Source organism: Alteromonas sp. LMIT006, from assembly GCF_024300645.1.
GTDB lineage: Bacteria > Pseudomonadota > Gammaproteobacteria > Enterobacterales > Alteromonadaceae > Opacimonas > Opacimonas immobilis.
Window position 1 is genome coordinate 63888 of sequence record NZ_CP101291.1, and the last position, 18016, is coordinate 81903.

15 protein-coding genes are annotated in these 18016 nt (G+C 43.4%); 11 read left to right on the forward strand and 4 right to left on the reverse strand.

The window, feature by feature from the left end; genetic code table 11:
* Window positions 1-376 precede the first annotated feature (376 nt).
* From gltB to NLG07_RS00280, 4 genes are all read left to right on the forward strand, one after another.
* A complete protein-coding gene (gene gltB / locus NLG07_RS00265; protein WP_254855699.1) occupies window positions 377-4840 on the forward strand; it encodes a glutamate synthase large subunit in 4464 nt (1487 codons plus the stop codon).
* A gap of 16 nt (window positions 4841-4856) precedes the next feature.
* Entirely contained in the window at window positions 4857-6272 is a 1416-nt protein-coding gene (locus NLG07_RS00270) for an FAD-dependent oxidoreductase (RefSeq protein WP_254855700.1), read from the forward strand.
* 94 nt (window positions 6273-6366) lie between these two features.
* A complete protein-coding gene (locus NLG07_RS00275) occupies window positions 6367-7056 on the forward strand; it encodes a 5'-methylthioadenosine/adenosylhomocysteine nucleosidase (RefSeq protein WP_254855701.1) in 690 nt (229 codons plus the stop codon).
* A gap of 44 nt (window positions 7057-7100) precedes the next feature.
* Window positions 7101-7901, forward strand: a complete 801-nt coding sequence (locus tag NLG07_RS00280; protein ID WP_254855702.1) for a helical backbone metal receptor — start codon at window positions 7101-7103, stop codon at window positions 7899-7901.
* Between the two features lies 1 nt (window position 7902).
* Here the strand turns inward: NLG07_RS00280 and tyrS are convergent, their stop codons facing one another.
* Entirely contained in the window at window positions 7903-9099 is a 1197-nt protein-coding gene (tyrS, locus tag NLG07_RS00285) for a tyrosine--tRNA ligase (RefSeq protein ID WP_254855703.1), read from the reverse strand.
* A gap of 198 nt (window positions 9100-9297) precedes the next feature.
* Here tyrS and NLG07_RS00290 point away from each other — a divergent pair, with 198 nt between their 5' ends.
* From NLG07_RS00290 to NLG07_RS00305, 4 genes are read left to right on the forward strand one after another with little or no spacing between them, the layout of a single operon-like run.
* A complete protein-coding gene (locus NLG07_RS00290) occupies window positions 9298-10590 on the forward strand; it encodes a peptidoglycan DD-metalloendopeptidase family protein (RefSeq protein WP_254855704.1) in 1293 nt (430 codons plus the stop codon).
* Window positions 10591-10592: 2 nt separating this feature from the next.
* A complete protein-coding gene (locus NLG07_RS00295) occupies window positions 10593-11720 on the forward strand; it encodes an anhydro-N-acetylmuramic acid kinase (protein WP_303049212.1) in 1128 nt (375 codons plus the stop codon).
* Between the two features lie 6 nt (window positions 11721-11726).
* Window positions 11727-12677 carry an NAD(P)-dependent oxidoreductase gene (locus NLG07_RS00300; RefSeq protein WP_254855706.1) on the forward strand — a complete coding sequence of 317 codons (951 nt, stop codon included), beginning with the start codon at window positions 11727-11729 and terminating at the stop codon, window positions 12675-12677.
* Window positions 12677-13327, forward strand: a complete 651-nt coding sequence (locus tag NLG07_RS00305; protein ID WP_254855707.1) for a hypothetical protein — start codon at window positions 12677-12679, stop codon at window positions 13325-13327. The genes NLG07_RS00300 and NLG07_RS00305 overlap by 1 nt, the downstream gene beginning before the upstream one ends.
* Here the strand turns inward: NLG07_RS00305 and erpA are convergent.
* A complete protein-coding gene (gene erpA, locus NLG07_RS00310) occupies window positions 13319-13663 on the reverse strand; it encodes an iron-sulfur cluster insertion protein ErpA (protein ID WP_254855708.1) in 345 nt (114 codons plus the stop codon). The genes NLG07_RS00305 and erpA overlap by 9 nt on opposite strands.
* A gap of 16 nt (window positions 13664-13679) precedes the next feature.
* Window positions 13680-14462 carry a DUF6776 family protein gene (locus NLG07_RS00315; RefSeq protein WP_254855709.1) on the reverse strand — a complete coding sequence of 261 codons (783 nt, stop codon included), beginning with the start codon at window positions 14460-14462 and terminating at the stop codon, window positions 13680-13682.
* A gap of 24 nt (window positions 14463-14486) precedes the next feature.
* On the opposite strand from NLG07_RS00315, the gene NLG07_RS00320 reads away from it, so the two are divergent.
* Both NLG07_RS00320 and NLG07_RS00325 read left to right on the forward strand, forming a co-directional pair.
* Window positions 14487-16031, forward strand: a complete 1545-nt coding sequence (locus NLG07_RS00320) for a chloride channel protein (protein ID WP_254855710.1) — start codon at window positions 14487-14489, stop codon at window positions 16029-16031.
* A 20-nt stretch (window positions 16032-16051) separates the two neighbouring features.
* Window positions 16052-16480 carry a CopD family protein gene (locus tag NLG07_RS00325; RefSeq protein ID WP_254855711.1) on the forward strand — a complete coding sequence of 143 codons (429 nt, stop codon included), beginning with the start codon at window positions 16052-16054 and terminating at the stop codon, window positions 16478-16480.
* Between the two features lie 21 nt (window positions 16481-16501).
* On the opposite strand, the gene NLG07_RS00330 is transcribed toward NLG07_RS00325, so the two are convergent.
* The gene (locus NLG07_RS00330; protein ID WP_254855712.1) at window positions 16502-17629 is read right to left on the reverse strand and encodes a MalY/PatB family protein; all 1128 of its coding nucleotides are present in this window, start codon (window positions 17627-17629) and stop codon (window positions 16502-16504) included.
* 78 nt (window positions 17630-17707) lie between these two features.
* Between NLG07_RS00330 and NLG07_RS00335 the strand changes: the two genes are divergently transcribed.
* Complete coding sequence (locus NLG07_RS00335) at window positions 17708-18004, forward strand: hypothetical protein (protein ID WP_254855713.1); 297 nt, start codon at window positions 17708-17710, stop codon at window positions 18002-18004.
* The last annotated feature ends 12 nt before the right edge of the window (window positions 18005-18016 follow it).

Here is an 18016-nt window from a genome sequence, read left to right on the forward strand (position 1 = left end):
TTTGATTAGAATAAATTCATTTTTTCTACGTTTTTTTTAGAATATTCATCACTATCTATTAGCCCCAATAAAAAAATTAAACAATTGATTTCATTATAAAAAAAGTTTATAAAAATCTATTTTGTAAATCAGGATAAACAAACTAATATTTGACCTAATTGTCGCTTCAATGTATTTTAGCCAGTCTGCTAGACAAAAATGCATAAGAATTCTAATATCAGCTAGTAAGAGAGAGCCCGCCAAGGTGGTTTGCAAGTTCGCGCCGCAGCACACTGCGCAAGGCTTGTAAGGCTATAGTAAAAAAGTGCCCTAGACAGTGAATGCACACGATGCACTACGCATTGTGGCTATTTATGTTTTTTAATGGAGATCATTAATGAGTTTATATCAGCCAACTGATTCGCGGGATAACTGTGGTTTTGGCCTTATCGCACACACCACAGGTGAACCTAGTCACCGTTTGGTATCCACCGCTATTGAAGGTTTGGATCGTATGCAACACCGTGGCGGCATTGCTGCTGATGGGAAAACAGGTGATGGGTGCGGGTTACTTCTTGCTAAACCTGATGATTTTTTCCGTGGTATTGCCGAAGATAAAGGCTGGCGTTTAAACAAAAATTTCGCAGTTGGCATGGTCTTTTTAAACCAAGATCCTATTCTAGCTGAAGCGGCTCGAACAGTTATTAACGAAGAACTCATAAAAGAAACCTTTGATGTAGTAGGTTGGCGTGAAGTTCCAGTCGACAAATCAGTACTGGGCGAACTGGCATTGACTGGGGTACCGCAAATTGAGCAAGTATTCGTCAATGCACCTAATGGCTGGCGCGAAACAGATATTGAAAGACGCCTTTACATGGTGCGTCGCCGTGCAGAGAAGCGTTTATTAAACGACCCAGATTTTTATGTTTGCTGTTTGTCAGGTTTGGTGACCATTTATAAAGGTTTGGTCATGCCTAAAGATTTACCTGCTTTTTATCTCGACTTGGCAAACGAGCGATTGACGTCAAGTATTTGTGTCTTCCACCAACGCTTTTCAACAAATACCCTACCGAAGTGGCCACTGGCTCAGCCTTTCCGCTTTCTAGCGCACAATGGTGAAATTAACACCATTAAAGGCAATCGTGATTGGGCCATTGCTCGCACGAGTAAATTCGTTACTCCACTGATTCCAGACCTGAAAGACGCAGCACCATTTGTGAATACCTCAGGATCTGATTCATCTTCATTGGACAACATGCTAGAACTATTTTTAGCTGGTGGTATGGACTTATTCCGAGCCATGCGTTTATTGGTACCACCGGCGTATCAAAACAACAAGACAATGGATGAGGACTTGCGTGCGTTTTATGAATTTAACTCAATGCACATGGAACCTTGGGATGGACCTGCTGGTATCGTCTTAACCAATGGCCGTCATGTAGCATGTAACCTAGACCGTAATGGTTTGCGTCCTGCTCGTTATGTGATCACTGACGATGGTTTTATTACGCTTGCATCAGAGATTGGTATTTGGGATTACAGCGAAACTCAAGTAATCGAAAAAGGCCGCGTTGGTCCAGGTGAAATGCTTGCGGTAGATACGTCTAATGGCAAAATTTGGCGCTCAAATGAAATCGATGAGACACTCAAAACACAACATCCATATAAAAAATGGCTAGACGAACACATCCGTCATCTTACTCCAATCGAACAATGCAATGCTGAATTAATTGGCACTCGTGTGTTCAATGATGACCAAATGGCCGTGTTCCACAAATTATTCAATTACTCATACGAAGAAATTCAGCAAGTCATCAAAGTACTTGCTAAAGACGGCCAAGAAGCGGTTGGCTCAATGGGTGATGATACCCCTATGGCAGTCATGTCCTCTCGTGTGCGTACTTTATATGATTACTTCCGTCAGCAATTTGCACAGGTAACCAACCCACCAATTGATCCATTGCGTGAGAATCACGTTATGTCTCTGGCAACGTGTATTGGACGTGAGCAAAATGTCTTCAATGAAACCAGTGGTTATGCTGATCGTGTGGTGTTTGATTCGCCTATTTTAATGTACACCGATCTCAAACAGTTGCGAGATTTGGATCAAGAACACTACTATTCAGAAGTGGTTAGCTTGAATTACTCTGCTGAAGAAGGTCTTGAAGCTGCGATCCAACGCGTGTGCAATGAAGTCATCGCGATTGTCAAAGAGAAAAACGCCGCATTTGTTGTTTTATCTGACCGCGATATTGCCCAAGATCGCTTGCCAATTCCTGCAGCCATGGCAGTTGGTGCCGTTCATAGAACACTTGTTGATGCACAACTTCGCTGTGATGCAAACATCGTGGTAGAAACAGCCTCTGCACGTGATCCGCACCACTTTGCCGTATTGATTGGCTTAGGCGCAACAGCTATTTATCCGTTCTTAGCTTACGAAACCATCGAACAACTAGTACAAAGTAACGATTTGGACATTGAGCCGATGCAAGCGATGTTGAACTATCGCAAAGGTATCAACAAAGGGTTGTTCAAAATAATGTCGAAGATGGGCATCAGTACTGTTGCTTCATACCGCTCAGCTAAGTTATACGAAGCTATTGGTATCAACGACGACGTTATGGAAATGTGTTTCAAAGGCGTGCCAAGTCGCTTAAAGGGTGCAAGCTTTGCCGAATTTGAACAAGATACTATTAATTGTCAGCGCATTGCATGGATTAAACGCAAGCCGTTAAGCCATGGTGGTTTGTTGAAATATGTTCACGATGGCGAATATCATGCATACAATCCAGATGTAGTAAAGAACCTACAAAAAGCAGTTGTGAGTGGTGATTATCGTGATTATCAAGCGTTTTCTTCCTTGGTTAACGACCGCAATCCATCGCATCTGCGTGACCTGTTACAGATCAAGCCAGGTCAAGCTATTGATATTAGTGAAGTAGAACCAGCTGAGAACTTATATCCTCGTTTTGATACGGCAGCTATGTCAATTGGCGCGTTATCACCGGAAGCACACGAAGCACTTGCCATTGCGATGAACCGTCTTGGTGGTCAATCTAACTCCGGTGAAGGCGGTGAAGATCCAGCTCGCTTTAATACTGAGAAAAACTCCAAAATCAAACAGGTTGCCTCTGGCCGCTTTGGTGTAACCCCGCATTATTTAATGAATGCCACGGTCATTCAGATAAAAGTCGCCCAAGGTGCAAAACCCGGTGAAGGGGGCCAGTTACCTGGTGACAAGGTCAACAAATACATTGCTGAACTGCGTTTCTCAGTACCTGGAGTGACCTTGATTTCTCCTCCTCCGCATCACGATATTTATTCAATTGAAGATTTGGCTCAGCTGATCTTTGACCTAAAACAAGTTAATCCGAAAGCCCTGATCTCAGTCAAACTGGTATCAGAACCAGGCGTAGGTACCATCGCCACAGGTGTTGCCAAAGCGTATGCTGACTTGATTACCATATCTGGTTACGACGGCGGTACCGGTGCATCACCTCTGACATCAGTAAAATATGCGGGCAGTCCTTTTGAGTTAGGACTTGCCGAAACGCAACAAGCGTTAATTGAGAATGGTTTACGCCACAAAGTACGAGTACAAACTGACGGAGGTTTAAAAACAGGCTTAGACGTAGTTAAAGCTGGTCTTTTAGGTGCTGAGAGCTTTGGTTTTGGGACAGGCCCAATGGTCGCATTGGGCTGTAAATACTTACGAATTTGCCACTTAAACAATTGTGCAACGGGTGTTGCGACTCAAGATAAGAGCTTACGTGACAACTATTTTATTGGGTTGCCAGAAATGGTAATGAACTATTTCAAGTTCATCGCTCAGGAAATTCGTGAAATCATGGCAATGATGGGTGTACGCAAGTTTGAAGATCTAATAGGTCGCACAGAGCTATTAGCCATGATGGATGGACAAACAGCCAAACAAGCTCGTTTGGATCTGTCTCCGTTGCTGCACAAACCAGAAGCGGCAGATCATACAAAATTATTCTGTTCTGAAGTGACGAACGCACCTTTAGACAAAGGTGAGTTAAACTTAACCATGCTAAAAGATGCCCAGGCCGCTGTTGAAGCAAAACGTGCCATCACACTGAATTACCCAGTGCGCAATACCGACCGTTCGGTTGGCGCCACACTTTCCGGGTTTATCGCAAGTATTCACGGTAACCACGATGGCGAAGACTATCCGGTACAAGTCAATTTAACCGGTACAGTAGGACAGAGCTTTGGTGTCTGGAATGCAGGTGGCTTAAATATGACGCTCACTGGTGATGCCAATGACTATGTTGGTAAAGGTATGACAGGCGGTAGATTAGTTATCGCTCCCCCTGCCAAGGTGACATTTGATGCTCACAACAGTGCAATTATGGGCAATACGTGTTTATACGGTGCAACTGGAGGACATTTATTTGCCGCAGGACGTGCCGGGGAGCGCTTTGCTGTGCGTAATTCAGGGGCTATCGCAGTTGTTGAAGGCATCGGCGATAATGGTTGTGAATATATGACCGGAGGTATCGTTGCTGTATTAGGTAGTGTCGGTGTCAACTTCGGTGCTGGTATGACTGGAGGTTTTGCTTACATCCTCGATGAACACGATGATATCGAACATCGAGTAAACCCGGAGTTGGTCGATATCCTAAGCATTGCCGATAAAGGTATTTTATCTGAGCACTTGCGTGGATTAATTAATCAACACTATGAATTGACCGGCTCTGAGCACTCTCTAGCATTGTTGTCGAACTTTGCTGAGGTTATGCATCAATTTAGACTGATTAAACCTAAGACCAGTGATGTCAAAAATTTATTGGGGCATATTAGCCGCTCCAGTGCCGAACTTCGCGTTCAAGCACAGTAATTAATTGAGGTAAAAAATGGCTAAAAATGTATACCAATTTGTTGATGTTGCACGTATCGATCCACCCAAAAAACCGATTACTGTGCGCAAAGAAGAATTCGCTGAAATCTATCAGCCTTTGAGTCAATCGCAAACAGAGGGGCAAGCTGACCGCTGTCTCGATTGTGGTAACCCATATTGTGAATGGAAGTGTCCAGTGCACAACTATATTCCTCAGTGGCTTGCTCTGGCAAACGAAGGCAAGATCCTTGAAGCTGCAGAATTGTCGCACCAAACGAATTCATTACCTGAAGTGTGTGGACGAGTATGTCCTCAAGACCGCTTGTGTGAAGGTGCGTGTACTCTGAATGATGATTTTGGTGCGGTAACTATTGGCAGTATTGAAAAATACATCACCGATACCGCATTCAAAATGGGCTGGCGCCCTAACATGTCTGATGTGGTTTGGACGGATAAACGTGTCGCCATCGTTGGTGCAGGTCCAGCGGGATTAGCATGTGCGGATATCTTAGTCCGTAACGGCGTTAAACCGATTGTATTTGATAAATATGAAGAGATTGGTGGTCTACTCACCTTCGGTATTCCGTCATTTAAACTCGAAAAAGACGTGGTAACGCTGCGTCGTCAAATCTTCACCGAGATGGGCGTTGAATTTAGGTTAAATACTGAAATTGGCAAAGATATTCCATTTGCTGATCTGCTTGCTGAATACGATGCCGTGTTCCTTGGTATGGGCACCTACACATCTATGAAAGGTGGATTTGATAATGAATCTGCTCCAGGTGTGTACGATGCATTACCGTTCTTGGTTGCTAACACTCGTCGTGTAATGGGCACCGAGACTGATCCGAGTCAATATATCGACATGCAAGGCAAGAAAGTCGTCGTGCTAGGCGGTGGTGATACCACGATGGACTGTGTCAGAACGTCTATTCGACAAAACGCAGCTCATGTGACCTGTGCTTATCGCCGCGATGAAGAAAGTATGCCCGGATCACGTCGTGAAGTGGTCAATGCCAAAGAAGAAGGCGTGAACTTTGAATTCAACGTAATGCCTTTAGACATCGAAGTGGATGCAGATGGTAATGCGATAGGTGTGCGTTTTGTTCGTACCGAAATGGGCGAACCGGACGAAGCTGGTCGCAGACGTCCTGTGCAGATTGAAGGTTCGGAATTTGTCATGGAAGCAGACGCTGTGGTTATAGCGTTCGGTTTCTCTCCATCTCCGGCTAATTGGTTTGGTGAGTTTGGTATTATTTTGGACGAGAAAGGTCGAGTCCGGGCTCCAGAGCACGGTCAATATCCTTTCCAGACGTCAAATCCGAAAATCTTCTCAGGTGGTGACATGGTTCGCGGTTCAGACTTAGTAGTTACGGCTATTGCCGAGGGACGCAAGGCTGCCGAAGGCATCATGGATTACTTGGGTGTATAACACCTTGCGAAAGAACTTCCTCTGGTGTAATCTCCTTCTATCTTATTCAAGCCTGCTTCCTAGCAGGCTTTAATTATTATGGGCTTCTAGTTCGATGAAATTTTTGATTCTTGGCGCAATGGATGAAGAAATCCAAACTTATTTACAACAATTGGAAAACAAGACGAATGCACAGGTACAACACCTAGAAGTTTACTCGGGAAGTATTAATGGACATGAGGTCTTTGTCGCACGTTGTGGCATCGGCAAAGTCGCGGCGGCCTTAGCCGCAGGAATATTGATTCAGGCATACTCTCCAGACCTTGTTATAAACAGTGGTTCTGCGGGTGGTTTTGCACCAGAATTAAATATAGGTGATATCGTTGTCGCGACCAAACTGATCCAGCATGACGTAAACCTGACACATTTTGGTTATGAACTAGGCCAACCTGCAGGAATGCCTGCTATCTTTGAGATGCAAAACGACTGGTATACGCAAGCCCTTAGTCAAGTTAAACAAATCGGGATCCAGGGTATGCAAGGTCTGATTATCAGTGGGGATGCTTTTATCGGTACTGATGAACAATCAGCCACATTGATGACTCAGTTTCCAAATGCCGTTGCGGTAGAAATGGAAGGCGCTGCGATAGCTCAGGTCTGCCATATCCTAAAAACAGAATGTTTAGTCATCCGTGCTATCTCTGATCACGCCAATAAAGCTTCTACAATGACATTTGAAGAATATTTACCACTCGCTGCAAAGCACTCTGCGCAAATCGTGCTAGGCTTAATACAAAATCACTGATAAACCTTAATGTTAATCATAATTTGTTTAGGCATCGCGGGTTTATGAAAACTCTGATTCTGTTAGTTGTTATAATATTCTTATATTTGCCTGAGGCGCTGGCAGCAAAACAGCGTATTATTACACTTGCCCCTCACTTAGCTGAAATTGTCGATTTACTAGAGAAAAGTGATTCACTGATTGCAGTGAGCGAGGCATCAAATTATCCAGAATTCGTCACCACTTTGCCCACAGTGGCAAACTATCGAGGCATCAACACTACACAAATTGTCAAATTACAACCCACTCATATTTTGGCCTGGTTCAACGGTAATAATCCTCAAGATATCGCAACACTTAACGCTATGGGTTTAAATGTATTAAGTGTAGAAATTAATACATTAGATGATATCGCCAAACAAATAGAAGACATTGGTGAGTTTATTGAAAGCCCAATTGCAGAGAGCTTAGCTCAAAAGTTTCGCAACGACATAAAAACATTTAAAGCGCGTTTTGTAAACAAAGAGCGCATTGATGTCTTTTACTACAGCTGGTCAAAACCACTGCAAAGTGTTGGTGCTGGTGCATGGGTCACCGATTTAATTGCACAATGCGGGCTTTCACATGTTTTTGCCTCACTGCCTATGCCCTACCCTCAGGTTTCATTGAGTTCGGTGTTACATAAACAAGCACCATTGGTCATCGCTGCAACTGGGGAAAAAACGTCCGTAATTGAACGTTTTTGGGCAACGCACAAAGAGGTTTATCAGCCTAGAATTATTGCAACCGACCCCGACAAAATGCATCGCTTTACCCCTAGAGTACTCGATGCACTAGAGGAACTGTGCATCGAAGCTAGACTATAGATTAAACAAGGGTAATTCGAGCGAACTTGCGCTTACCGACTTGATAAACAGCTTGGCCTTTATCTGTAATCGACAGTTTCGGATCAGAGACCTTGTCACCGTCAATTTTAACTGCGCCTTGTTTCGCCATGCGCATGGCATCTGATGTGGAAGCAACTAATCCAGCTTGTTTGAGTAACTGTGCAAGACCTATTTCACCCTCTAAAGCAAATTCAAACTCAGGCATTTCATCTGGAATAGCATTTTTTTGGAAACGCTGAATAAAGTCCTGATGCGCAGACTCAGCCGCGGCATCATCGTGAAAACGTGCGATGAGCTCTTTGGCTAATTCAATCTTAATATCACGAGGATTGGTACCACCAGCAACCTTAGCCTTAAGTTCATCAATGTACGCAATCGGTTTAAAGCTCAACAAATCGTAATAGCGCCACATTAAATCATCTGAAATAGACATGACTTTGCCAAACATATCGTTCGGAGCATCAGTGATCCCTATGTAGTTATTCAGCGATTTAGACATCTTTTGCACGCCATCAAGACCTTCAAGCAAAGGCATCATTAGGACACATTGTGGGGTTTGGCCTTGTGATTTTTGTAATTCACGTCCCATCAATAGATTAAAGCGTTGGTCGGTCCCTCCAAGCTCTACATCTGCTTCAAGGGCCACACTGTCCCAACCTTGTACTAGGGGGTATAAAAATTCATGGATCGCAATTGGCTGGCCGTTGGCATAGCGCTTTTTAAAGTCATCTCGTTCTAACATTCGCGCAACCGTTTGTGATGCAGCAAGCTTAATCATGCCCGCAGCCCCCACTTCTTCCATCCATTCAGAATTAAAACGCACTTGGGTTTTGGCTGGATCGAGGATCTTGAATACTTGAGTTTGATATGTTTCAGCGTTCGCTAAAACCTCTTCTCTAGTCAATGGCTTGCGGGTGACATTCTTACCGGTAGGGTCGCCGATCATCCCTGTAAAATCACCAATTAAGAATACAACATTGTGGCCTAAGTCTTGGAATGTGCGTAATTTGTTTATTAGCACGGTATGGCCAAGGTGTAAATCAGGTGCAGTAGGATCAAAGCCGGCTTTGATCGTCAAGGGTTTGCCACTTTGCAGGCGTTCTTTTAGTTCATCTTCGAGCAGAATATCATCTGCACCGCGTTTTATTTCAGCTAATGCGTCTTGCCAAGTAGCCATCGGTAAGTTCCAATTAATCCTAAATTTAATTAATATTTTACTTAGCTATGCTCGAGATTAAAACCCATAAGGTATGATAAATAAGCATTAGCTGTGCATATCTAAACTCAAAGGGGGCACAGCATTTGAATATCGCGACTAGAATATTAGTGTAAAGCCATGTATTCTTAGGGCTGCAAGCTCAAATTGAGGTGATTTGTGGTAGCCAAGACATTAAAAACATTACCCAAACCCCATCGTATATCGATTGTGGTACTTATGGTATTTGTACTGATTTTAATCACTTCATCGATTTTTAGTGCCGACGCCTCGAGGCATACCACTTCTAGCCTTTTAGAGCCAGGGATTGCTTACTCTATTAACTTACAAGTCACGTCGCAACAACTCAATCCAGAGTTAATACATACCGATATCACTGAGATCACCGTTCGTCCAGGTGATAATTTAGCCAAAATTTTTCAACGTCTAAATTTAAGTGCCTCAGACACTTATTATGTCAGTAACGCAAAGGGTAAAGGTGTTGAACAACTCCTTAAAATGCGTCCTGGAGATACTCTCCAATTCGAATTTGACCCTCGTGGCAAGATCAATGTCATTCGCTATCCTATTTCCAGTCAAGAAACTCTTGTCATCAACCGACAAACCGATTCGGATTATACGGCAATCGTCGAAACTCAAGAGGTAGAGGCCAGGTTATTTTTTGCTCAAGGCACAATCACCTCATCTTTTTGGCATGCTGGGGTAAAAGCAGGCCTGTCCGATAACAAGATTATGGAACTGGCTGATATTTTTGGCTGGGATATCGATTTTGCTATGGAGATCCGCTCCGGTGATACCTTCAATGTTGCCTACGAGCAACTTTTCATTAACGGAGAATGGATTGACGAAGGTGACATTGTGGCGGCTGAATTTGTTAATCAAGGTGAAAGCTTTATTGCTGTGCGACATAGCGATGGCAGTTATTACAGTGACTCCGGGCGCAGTATGAAAAAAAGTTTCTTACGCGCCCCAGTGAACTTCCGCTATGTGAGTTCCAATTTTAATCCAAAGCGTTTTCATCCAGTACAAAAGCGTATTAAGCCTCACCGTGGGGTTGATTACGTTGCGCCGGTCGGTACGCCGATTGTCTCAGCTGGAAAAGGCCGAGTTGTCGAAGCTGGGTATAATCGGTTTAACGGCAACTATGTGTTTATTCAACACGGTGATCGCTACATGACTAAGTATTTGCATTTGCACACCAAAAAAGTCAAAAAAGGCCAAAGCGTGAAACAAGGACAAACCATAGGTACGCTAGGCAGAACTGGAATGGTAACGGGTGCACATCTGCATTATGAGTTTTTGGTTGACGGAGTCCATCGCAATCCTCGCACAGTAAAACTGCCCAAAGCTGCGCCAATTGACGAATCGCAAAAAGCTGAGTTTTTTGACTACGCAGAACAGCAAATTGCCCGTCTTGCCAACAATAAACGCATCATGTTAGCGTCTTTATAAGTATGTCGCTTTATATAGGGATTATGTCAGGTACCAGTGTCGATGGTATTGACATTGCTCTGTGTGATATAGAACATCTTCCACAGTGGCGTATCACACTCGACGCATATCAAGAGTTTCCCTTTCCAACAGAATGCGTCAGTCAAATTGAATCGCTATTTAGTTCTTCTGACAACGAGGTGGAATTAATGGGGAGGCTGCATCGACGTCTCGGTGAATGTTATGCAGAAGCGGTAAATCAATTTATCCAAAGCCATGCTATTGATAAATCTCAGATCAAAGGGATTGGCCTACACGGACAAACGATTCGACATCGTCCATCCCCTCCTAACGCTTTTACACTACAAATTGGCGATGCGCATACAGTGGCGAGTCTCACGGGGTTACCGGTGATTTATGACTTTCGCAGTAAAGACATTGCTTTGGGTGGTCAAGGCGCCCCTTTAGTGCCACCTTTTCACCACGCTCTAATGCAAAATTTGGCATCGGTATCTCCTATCGCCAAAGACGCTTGTCAGATCCTGATTAATCTTGGTGGTATTGCTAATGTAACCGTCGTACAAAAAGATGGACTGGTTGGCTTTGATACGGGACCTGCGAATGCCCTTCTCGATGCATGGTATCAATACCATCACCCTTCAGAATTACAACGTTTCGACCGTGACGGCGTTTGGAGTAAAAGTGGTAATGTGCTGCCGAACTTACTACAGATGATGCTAGAGGACCCGTATTTCTCCAAACCACCTCCTAAAAGTTCGGGTAAAGAAGTATTTAACTTAGACTGGATAAAACAGCGCATTTCTGGAAAGGAGCGTGCTGAAGATGTGCAAGCGACACTTTTATCCCTTACCGTCAAGACCATTATATCGGCTTTAGCCCCTTGGCTAAGTGCGGGAGTTAGCGTTTATTTGTGTGGTGGTGGTGCGCGGAATCATGCTTTATGTCAGCGATTAACGGTAAGTTGCCACACTTATCAGTCTACTTGTAAAGTATTGAACAATTCTGATGCCATTGAGGCTATGGCATTCGCGTGGTTAGCCTATTGTTATGATGCTACACTTAACAGTAATTGTCCCAACGTTACCGGAGCTTCTCGAGCTACCGTATTAGGTGCGCGAGTTTTGCCATAACTATTTATGCTCAAATTTATCAGTATTTTATCGAGAGATGCCGCAAAGTATGCCGAATTATTTACTGACTCTACTATTGTAGAACAGCACGACGTGCAGCTCGATATAGTGAGTACTGATCCTGAGGCGCTATTGCACTCTCGCACACAAATATTGCTGACTGAACCGGGCTTGGCTGGAGAAGTGATTGATACTTTAGCTCATCTCCAATGGTGTCAATCGACCTGGGCTGGAAATTTGCCGTTAATTCAAACCGGACGAAATGATTACTTTTTGACCGGCGTTAAAGGAATATTCAGCCAAGCTATGACTGAATACGTATTGACATATATATTGCACCACCATCGCCAAGTTGACAAAATGCAGGCTCTACAACAGCAAAAAACATGGCAACCTCCTACTATGCAACTTTTATCGGATAAAACACTAGGGATCATGGGTTTTGGCAATATTGCGCACGGCATGATCGTGCCATTACAAGCGCTGGGACTCAAACTGGTTGCTCTAAATAGCGATGGTCGAAATATTTTTGGTTATCCCAAAATTCCTGTAGAGGCCAGTGTCGATAAATGTATCTTTGCTCAACAGGCAGACATTATTCTCAATTTGTTGCCTGACTCGACAAGAACAAATGGCTTTATCGACAAAGAATTTATTCATTCGATGCAACCTAATACTTTGTTCATTAATGCTGGGCGTGGTAGCGTAATCCATGATAATGATTTACTCTACGCGCTAAAGCTAGGCAAGATCGGCACAGCTGTATTGGATGTGACAATGGAAGAACCATTACCCAAAGGACATCCATTTTGGGAACATCCACAAATACTCTTAACTCAACACACGGCTGCGACGTCAAAACCTGAATGGGTCTTTGAGATATTTGAACAAAATTTGCAACGTTTCTTTTTAGGTGCACCACTCAAATATCAAGTAAATTGGGAAAAGGGATATTAATGAAAAGACTGTTCAAATTTGGTTTGATGACCTCAATTTTTGTTGCTGGCTCTATCATTGCGAGCCCATTGAGCACAACCAATATTCCAATGCAGTATCCAGAACAGCTCCCGTATGCTGTTATTAGTCATAATACGCATAATGTGTTTTTTTCCAAGCTGCAATCTTTGTGTGGAAAAACCTTCTCTGGTAAATTGGTCGCAGACACCTCTGAATCCGAGCGATTTGCTGGACAGACCCTGCTGATGCATGTCCGCACTTGTGATGAAAATACAATTTACATCCCATTTCACGTTGGTGAAGATCACTCACGCACCTGGATAATTAGCCGAACACCATTTGGCCTAGGCCTAAAGCATGACCACCGCAATCCCGATGGTACCCACAGCTACTTAACTATGTATGGCGGTCTTAGCCAAAATACTGGCTCCGAATTCAGGCAAGATTTTCCTGTAGATAGTTATAGTCAACAAATGTTACTTGAGCTTGGTTATCCGCAAAGTGTGACCAATGTATGGTCATTTTTTGTTTATCCTGACAAAGTGAGCTATCAATTAAGCCGTGATGGTTTCGTCTTTAGAGTGGAGTTTGATACCCAAAATGAGGTGGCTACAGCACCCACCCCATGGGGTTATAAGAAGTTAAATTGAAAAGCTTGAGCCGCAGCCACAGGTTGTTGTTGCATTGGGGTTATTGACCAAAAATCTTGAACCTTCTAAACCCTCTATATAATCCACTGTGCCGCCTACTAGATACTGCAAGCTCATTGGATCAACAACTAGAGTCACTGATTCTTTTTCAATTGTCATATCACCTTCGTTCACCTTTTCATCGAACGTAAAACCATACTGGAACCCTGAGCAACCACCACCAGTAACATATACTCTTAGTTTTAGTTCTGGATTATTTTCTTCGTCAATCAGTGTTTTGACTTTCTGAGCCGCTGCGTCAGAAAATTCTATCGGCAAAGCCGTTTCAACTGTCATAGTCAATCCCTAAAATTTATATGTCGGTATTATCTAATACTTGAGTATTTTCATCAAGTATTTCAAGCCAAAGGTACGCCTTTTCAACCCTTTCTCGCTTAGTTTTCCATTGATATACATCACTCGTAATGGTTAATTTTTGAGGTTCAAAACCGTCCGGCAGACTAAACGTATAAGCCAAATCTAAAAAATACTGATAGCGGAAACGCAACGGGCTATTATCCGTCGCAACATCCGCACTTTGGGATAGCAAATCCGCTAAGTTGTGCATTTGAGGTTCGCCTGCATTCACGCCTTCAAGCACAATGTTCAAATCGCCATTGATCACTGACTTAATGGCTCTCCCCTGTAACAGCAGCAAACTCAAAGAATATGTGTTAAGTTCACTAACGGGTTTAATGGAGACCGTGTGGATATTGAGATAGCGCTTTGCTTCATCCACATTTAGCACTTGTTGATAGAGTTGCAGTTGCTGTTTCAAGGTTTGTTGCTCTGCGAGTAACTGTTGAATTATCAGTTCATTCGGGTTGTGTTTTAATATAGACAGTTGCACTTCTAAAGCCGCAATTTGTTCTTTTAAGGTTGAGTTTTCAGCCAAAGCATGACTGAGTGTTCCTTGCTTTTGTGATACGGTAGCTCGCAAAGATGCAGCTTCAAAATCAGCAACTGTGTATCCCAAGAATAAAAATACGCCGGCGATTAGCAACCTCTTCAACCATTGCTTAGAAGTTTTGGCCTCTGTTTCTTCAACCATCAAAATCAAACCTAAAAAATAAACAGTATGATACAATTTGGACATTCTACACTAATCTGACTTACATGCATGTCGTTGTACCTGCTAAGAAAAGTATTATCTTACCCCAAAACCACTTGGCAACTGTGTGTGCTCGCAGTGTTATCAGGAGTCTGTGCGGCATGTGTGATCGTTTTATTTCGTTTAGCGTTTGAAGGCATACAATTATTTATGCTCGGCGAGATTGGGGTATACGCTCATCTTGCATGGTATGAGCGTTTTGCACTGCCATTTTTGGGGGTTCTTGGGATCTTTTGTGTCGCTTATTTAACTGGTTTTGAACACTATCGCTTGGGTATTCCTTATGTCTTACATCGCGTTAAGACTGAGTACGGCATTATTCCCTGGCGCACCACAATAAATCAGTTTTTTGGTGGTATTTTTGCTCTTGCCAGCGGCTTTTTTGTGGGTCGTGAAGGGCCTTCTGTCCATTTGGGTGCTGCGGGTACATCATTTATTGGGCAGGGGTTAAAGCTTCCATTTAATGCTATTCGGATCCTTTCTGGTTGCGGTATTGCTGCTGGTATTGCTGCTTCTTTTAACACGCCATTTGCTGCTGTGTTGTTTGTAATGGAAGTGATTTTACGTGAGTACCGGATTCATGTGTTTATTCCAGTAATGCTGGCAGCAGCTGTTGGCTCGGTAATTTCTCGATCGGTTTTTGGTGATGGAACGGCTTTGCTTTTTCTTGATTTTGCCCAAATCGACGGCTGGATGTATGCTTATCTGATTGGCTTTGGCTGTTTGTTAGGCGCCCTTGCGTCGCTTTTTAATCGACAGTTAATGGCCATCTTACACGCTGGACATAGGCTTTCTCTGTGGCAACGCTTTTTACTTGCTGCCTGCATAACTGGGGCTATCGGTATTGTGGTGCCTGAGGCTCTCGGTGCTGAGTTTAATCAAATCAGTCAACTATTCATGAATGAACCTGGATTATCGATTCTCATCGCAATTATATGTGCCAAATTCATTTTAGGATGCATTGCAATTGGGCTAGGGATCCCTGGTGGCATAATTGGACCCGTCATGATTATAGGAATTTATTGTGGGGCAATTGCAGCCACTGCATTAACTGATATCAACGGCTCTGCGCAATTTATGGATACATTCATGCTATTGGGTTTAGCTGGTATGCTCACTTCCGTTCTGCACGCACCTCTGTCTGCGCTGTCCGCTGTGATGGAATTATCTTACGCACCCGATATTGTACTTCCGGCTATACTTGTAATCGTTCCTAGTTACGTCGTCTCGAGTCAATTATTTAAAAATCGTTCTATTTTTATTAGTCAGTTAGAATTTTTGGGAATGAGTTACCAACAGTCTGCAATCACACAAAGTTTACAAAAAACCGGCGTCATGGCACTGATGCAATCGTTAGACGAGTGCGAAGACAAGCTAGACTTAGACAATGCTGCTCCTCGCTTTACTTATCAGGCAACGCTAGCTGAAGTGTATGATGTTCTCAAAATCTCCCGCGATGGCAGTGCGTTAATTATGGATCCAGCTCAGATTCAACCCATAGGTGTGATACACTGGGACCATCTTCACCGTTACCTGTTTAAGCAGCAATACTAAATGATTCATTGGGATTCAATATGACAATATTATGGTTAAAAGCATTTCATATATTTTTTATGGTTGCTTGGATGGCTGGTATTTTTTATCTACCACGTTTATTTGTCTATTTTGCAGAAAGCCGCTCTCAGGAAACCCGTGATACGTTGAAAGTTATGCAACGCAGACTGTGGTTTTTTGTATTGCCTTTTGCCATATTAACTTTGGTCTTTGGTATATGGCTTATCAAAGTATATGGAATGAGTTGGTTTGCTGCTTCAGCCTGGCTGCACATCAAATTAATTCTGTTGATCGGTCTATATGGCTACTATGCATATTTGTACAAAATAATGCAGGACTTGTCTAAAGACCAAAATATTCGTTCACCTAAGTTCTATCGTTTCTTAAATGAAGCGCCTGTTTTGGTCTTGTTAGCCATTGTCATTTTGGCAGTCGTGAAGCCTATTTAACTTTGTCTATCAACAAACATCTCAAGCTTTTAGTCGAGCGACAACGTCTTCAAGCATGGAACGACTCACCCCATAATTGAGTCTAAAGCAACTTGCCGAATTGAAGTCCTTTCCTGGCGATGGACCTACGCCCTTGGCTTCTGCCCATTTTTGAACATCCTCAACACCTAAGCCTGACGCGTCAACCCACAATAAAAAAGTCGCTTCTGGCGTATGCGCTTCTAAACCTTCAATTTGATTGATTGCCTCAACTAGATAATCCCGATTGCCTCGTAAATATTGCTTTTGTGCCGCTAACCAAGTATCGCATTGGGTCAATGCTGCCGTGGTTGCAACTAAGCCCATCAAATTTACCCAAGGCACATGACCGCGCAGTGCTAAGTTAAATTTGTGACGCAAACTTGCGTTAGGGATGATCGCGTAGGCCGCGCCCAACCCTGCAATATTGAAGGTCTTGTTTGGTGCCATCAGGGTAATACTTTGCTCTGTGAGTGATGATTGTTTACCTGCTGGGTGATGAGGCACATCATCTAAGATCAAGTCACAATGAATTTCGTCACTGCATAGCACCACATTGTGGGCGACACAGATTTGCGCAATTCGGTCAATCTCTTCTTGAGATAGGACTCTGCCAACTGGGTTCATCGGATTACACAAGACCATAATTTTGGCTTTTGGGTGTGCCGCCGCTTCTTCTAATGCAGCAAAATCCAGATGCCATTGACCACCTTCCCATACGGTATCAATGTGCACTGCTTCACATTGATTAATGCTTGGTGCAGCAAGAATTGGCGGGTAGTTAGGAGTTTGTATGATCACATGATCGCCAGGTTCACATAGCGCTTTGATTGCAATATTAAATCCTGGACAAACCCCGGGTGTCCAAACAATCCAGTTTGCCTGAATATCCCAGTCGTAGGCTTTTTTGCACCAGTCAACTACCGCTTGATTCGCTGGCTCATATTGAGCGGGTATATGATAGCCAAACACCCCGTGTTCAACAGATTCACGCAAAGCGTCTTGAATCGCAGGGGCAACTTTGAACTCGGTATCAGCAATCCACATGGGCAAGATATCGGTGCCTTTGTACTTTTCCCATTTACATGAAAAAGTGCCCTCGCGATTAATTCGTTCATCAAAGTTGTACATAGCTTGCCTTTGCAGTTTGTCAGTCGTTTTTGTTAATATATGAGTGTAATCTTTTCAATCCAAAAGTGATAGTTCAAAATGGCAAAACGCGGTGTGAAGAAAAAACAATTTCGTCCGGATTTCGGTGTTTTCGTCTGCCCTCATGTGCAAGATGGCGCAAATGTACTGGAAGTGGTGCGTGATAGCGAAGGTGATTGGCAGTTTCGCTGCGGTGATGCTGAGGCAGATAGTGACGCGGATTTGATCTTGGTTGCTGTGGGTGATGTGCTAGCTGCCGATCCGTCACTGGCGGTGAGTGTGGAACTTGACATCAGTACCGGCATTGAGCGTAAAGCAACCTATAAAGACTGGGACAGTTTCACGGTTGAGGAGTAAATCTGAAACTAT

Bases quoted from the DNA above. Each gene is read 5' to 3' on its own strand.
- NLG07_RS00305 (WP_254855707.1), top strand. From the start codon at position 12,677: ATGAAAAGACTGTTCAAATTTGGTTTGATGACCTCAATTTTTGTTGCT.
- NLG07_RS00275 (WP_254855701.1), top strand. From the start codon at position 6,367: ATGAAATTTTTGATTCTTGGCGCAATGGATGAAGAAATCCAAACTTAT.
- NLG07_RS00320 (WP_254855710.1), top strand. From the start codon at position 14,487: ATGTCGTTGTACCTGCTAAGAAAAGTATTATCTTACCCCAAAACCACT.
- NLG07_RS00325 (WP_254855711.1), top strand. From the start codon at position 16,052: ATGACAATATTATGGTTAAAAGCATTTCATATATTTTTTATGGTTGCT.
- NLG07_RS00280 (WP_254855702.1), top strand. From the start codon at position 7,101: ATGAAAACTCTGATTCTGTTAGTTGTTATAATATTCTTATATTTGCCT.
- NLG07_RS00335 (WP_254855713.1), top strand. From the start codon at position 17,708: ATGGCAAAACGCGGTGTGAAGAAAAAACAATTTCGTCCGGATTTCGGT.
- NLG07_RS00295 (WP_303049212.1), top strand. From the start codon at position 10,593: ATGTCGCTTTATATAGGGATTATGTCAGGTACCAGTGTCGATGGTATT.
- tyrS (WP_254855703.1), bottom strand. From the start codon at position 9,099: ATGGCTACTTGGCAAGACGCATTAGCTGAAATAAAACGCGGTGCAGAT.
- NLG07_RS00330 (WP_254855712.1), bottom strand. From the start codon at position 17,629: ATGTACAACTTTGATGAACGAATTAATCGCGAGGGCACTTTTTCATGT.
- gltB (WP_254855699.1), top strand. From the start codon at position 377: ATGAGTTTATATCAGCCAACTGATTCGCGGGATAACTGTGGTTTTGGC.
- NLG07_RS00300 (WP_254855706.1), top strand. From the start codon at position 11,727: ATGCTCAAATTTATCAGTATTTTATCGAGAGATGCCGCAAAGTATGCC.
- erpA (WP_254855708.1), bottom strand. From the start codon at position 13,663: ATGACAGTTGAAACGGCTTTGCCGATAGAATTTTCTGACGCAGCGGCT.
- NLG07_RS00315 (WP_254855709.1), bottom strand. From the start codon at position 14,462: ATGTCCAAATTGTATCATACTGTTTATTTTTTAGGTTTGATTTTGATG.
- NLG07_RS00270 (WP_254855700.1), top strand. From the start codon at position 4,857: ATGGCTAAAAATGTATACCAATTTGTTGATGTTGCACGTATCGATCCA.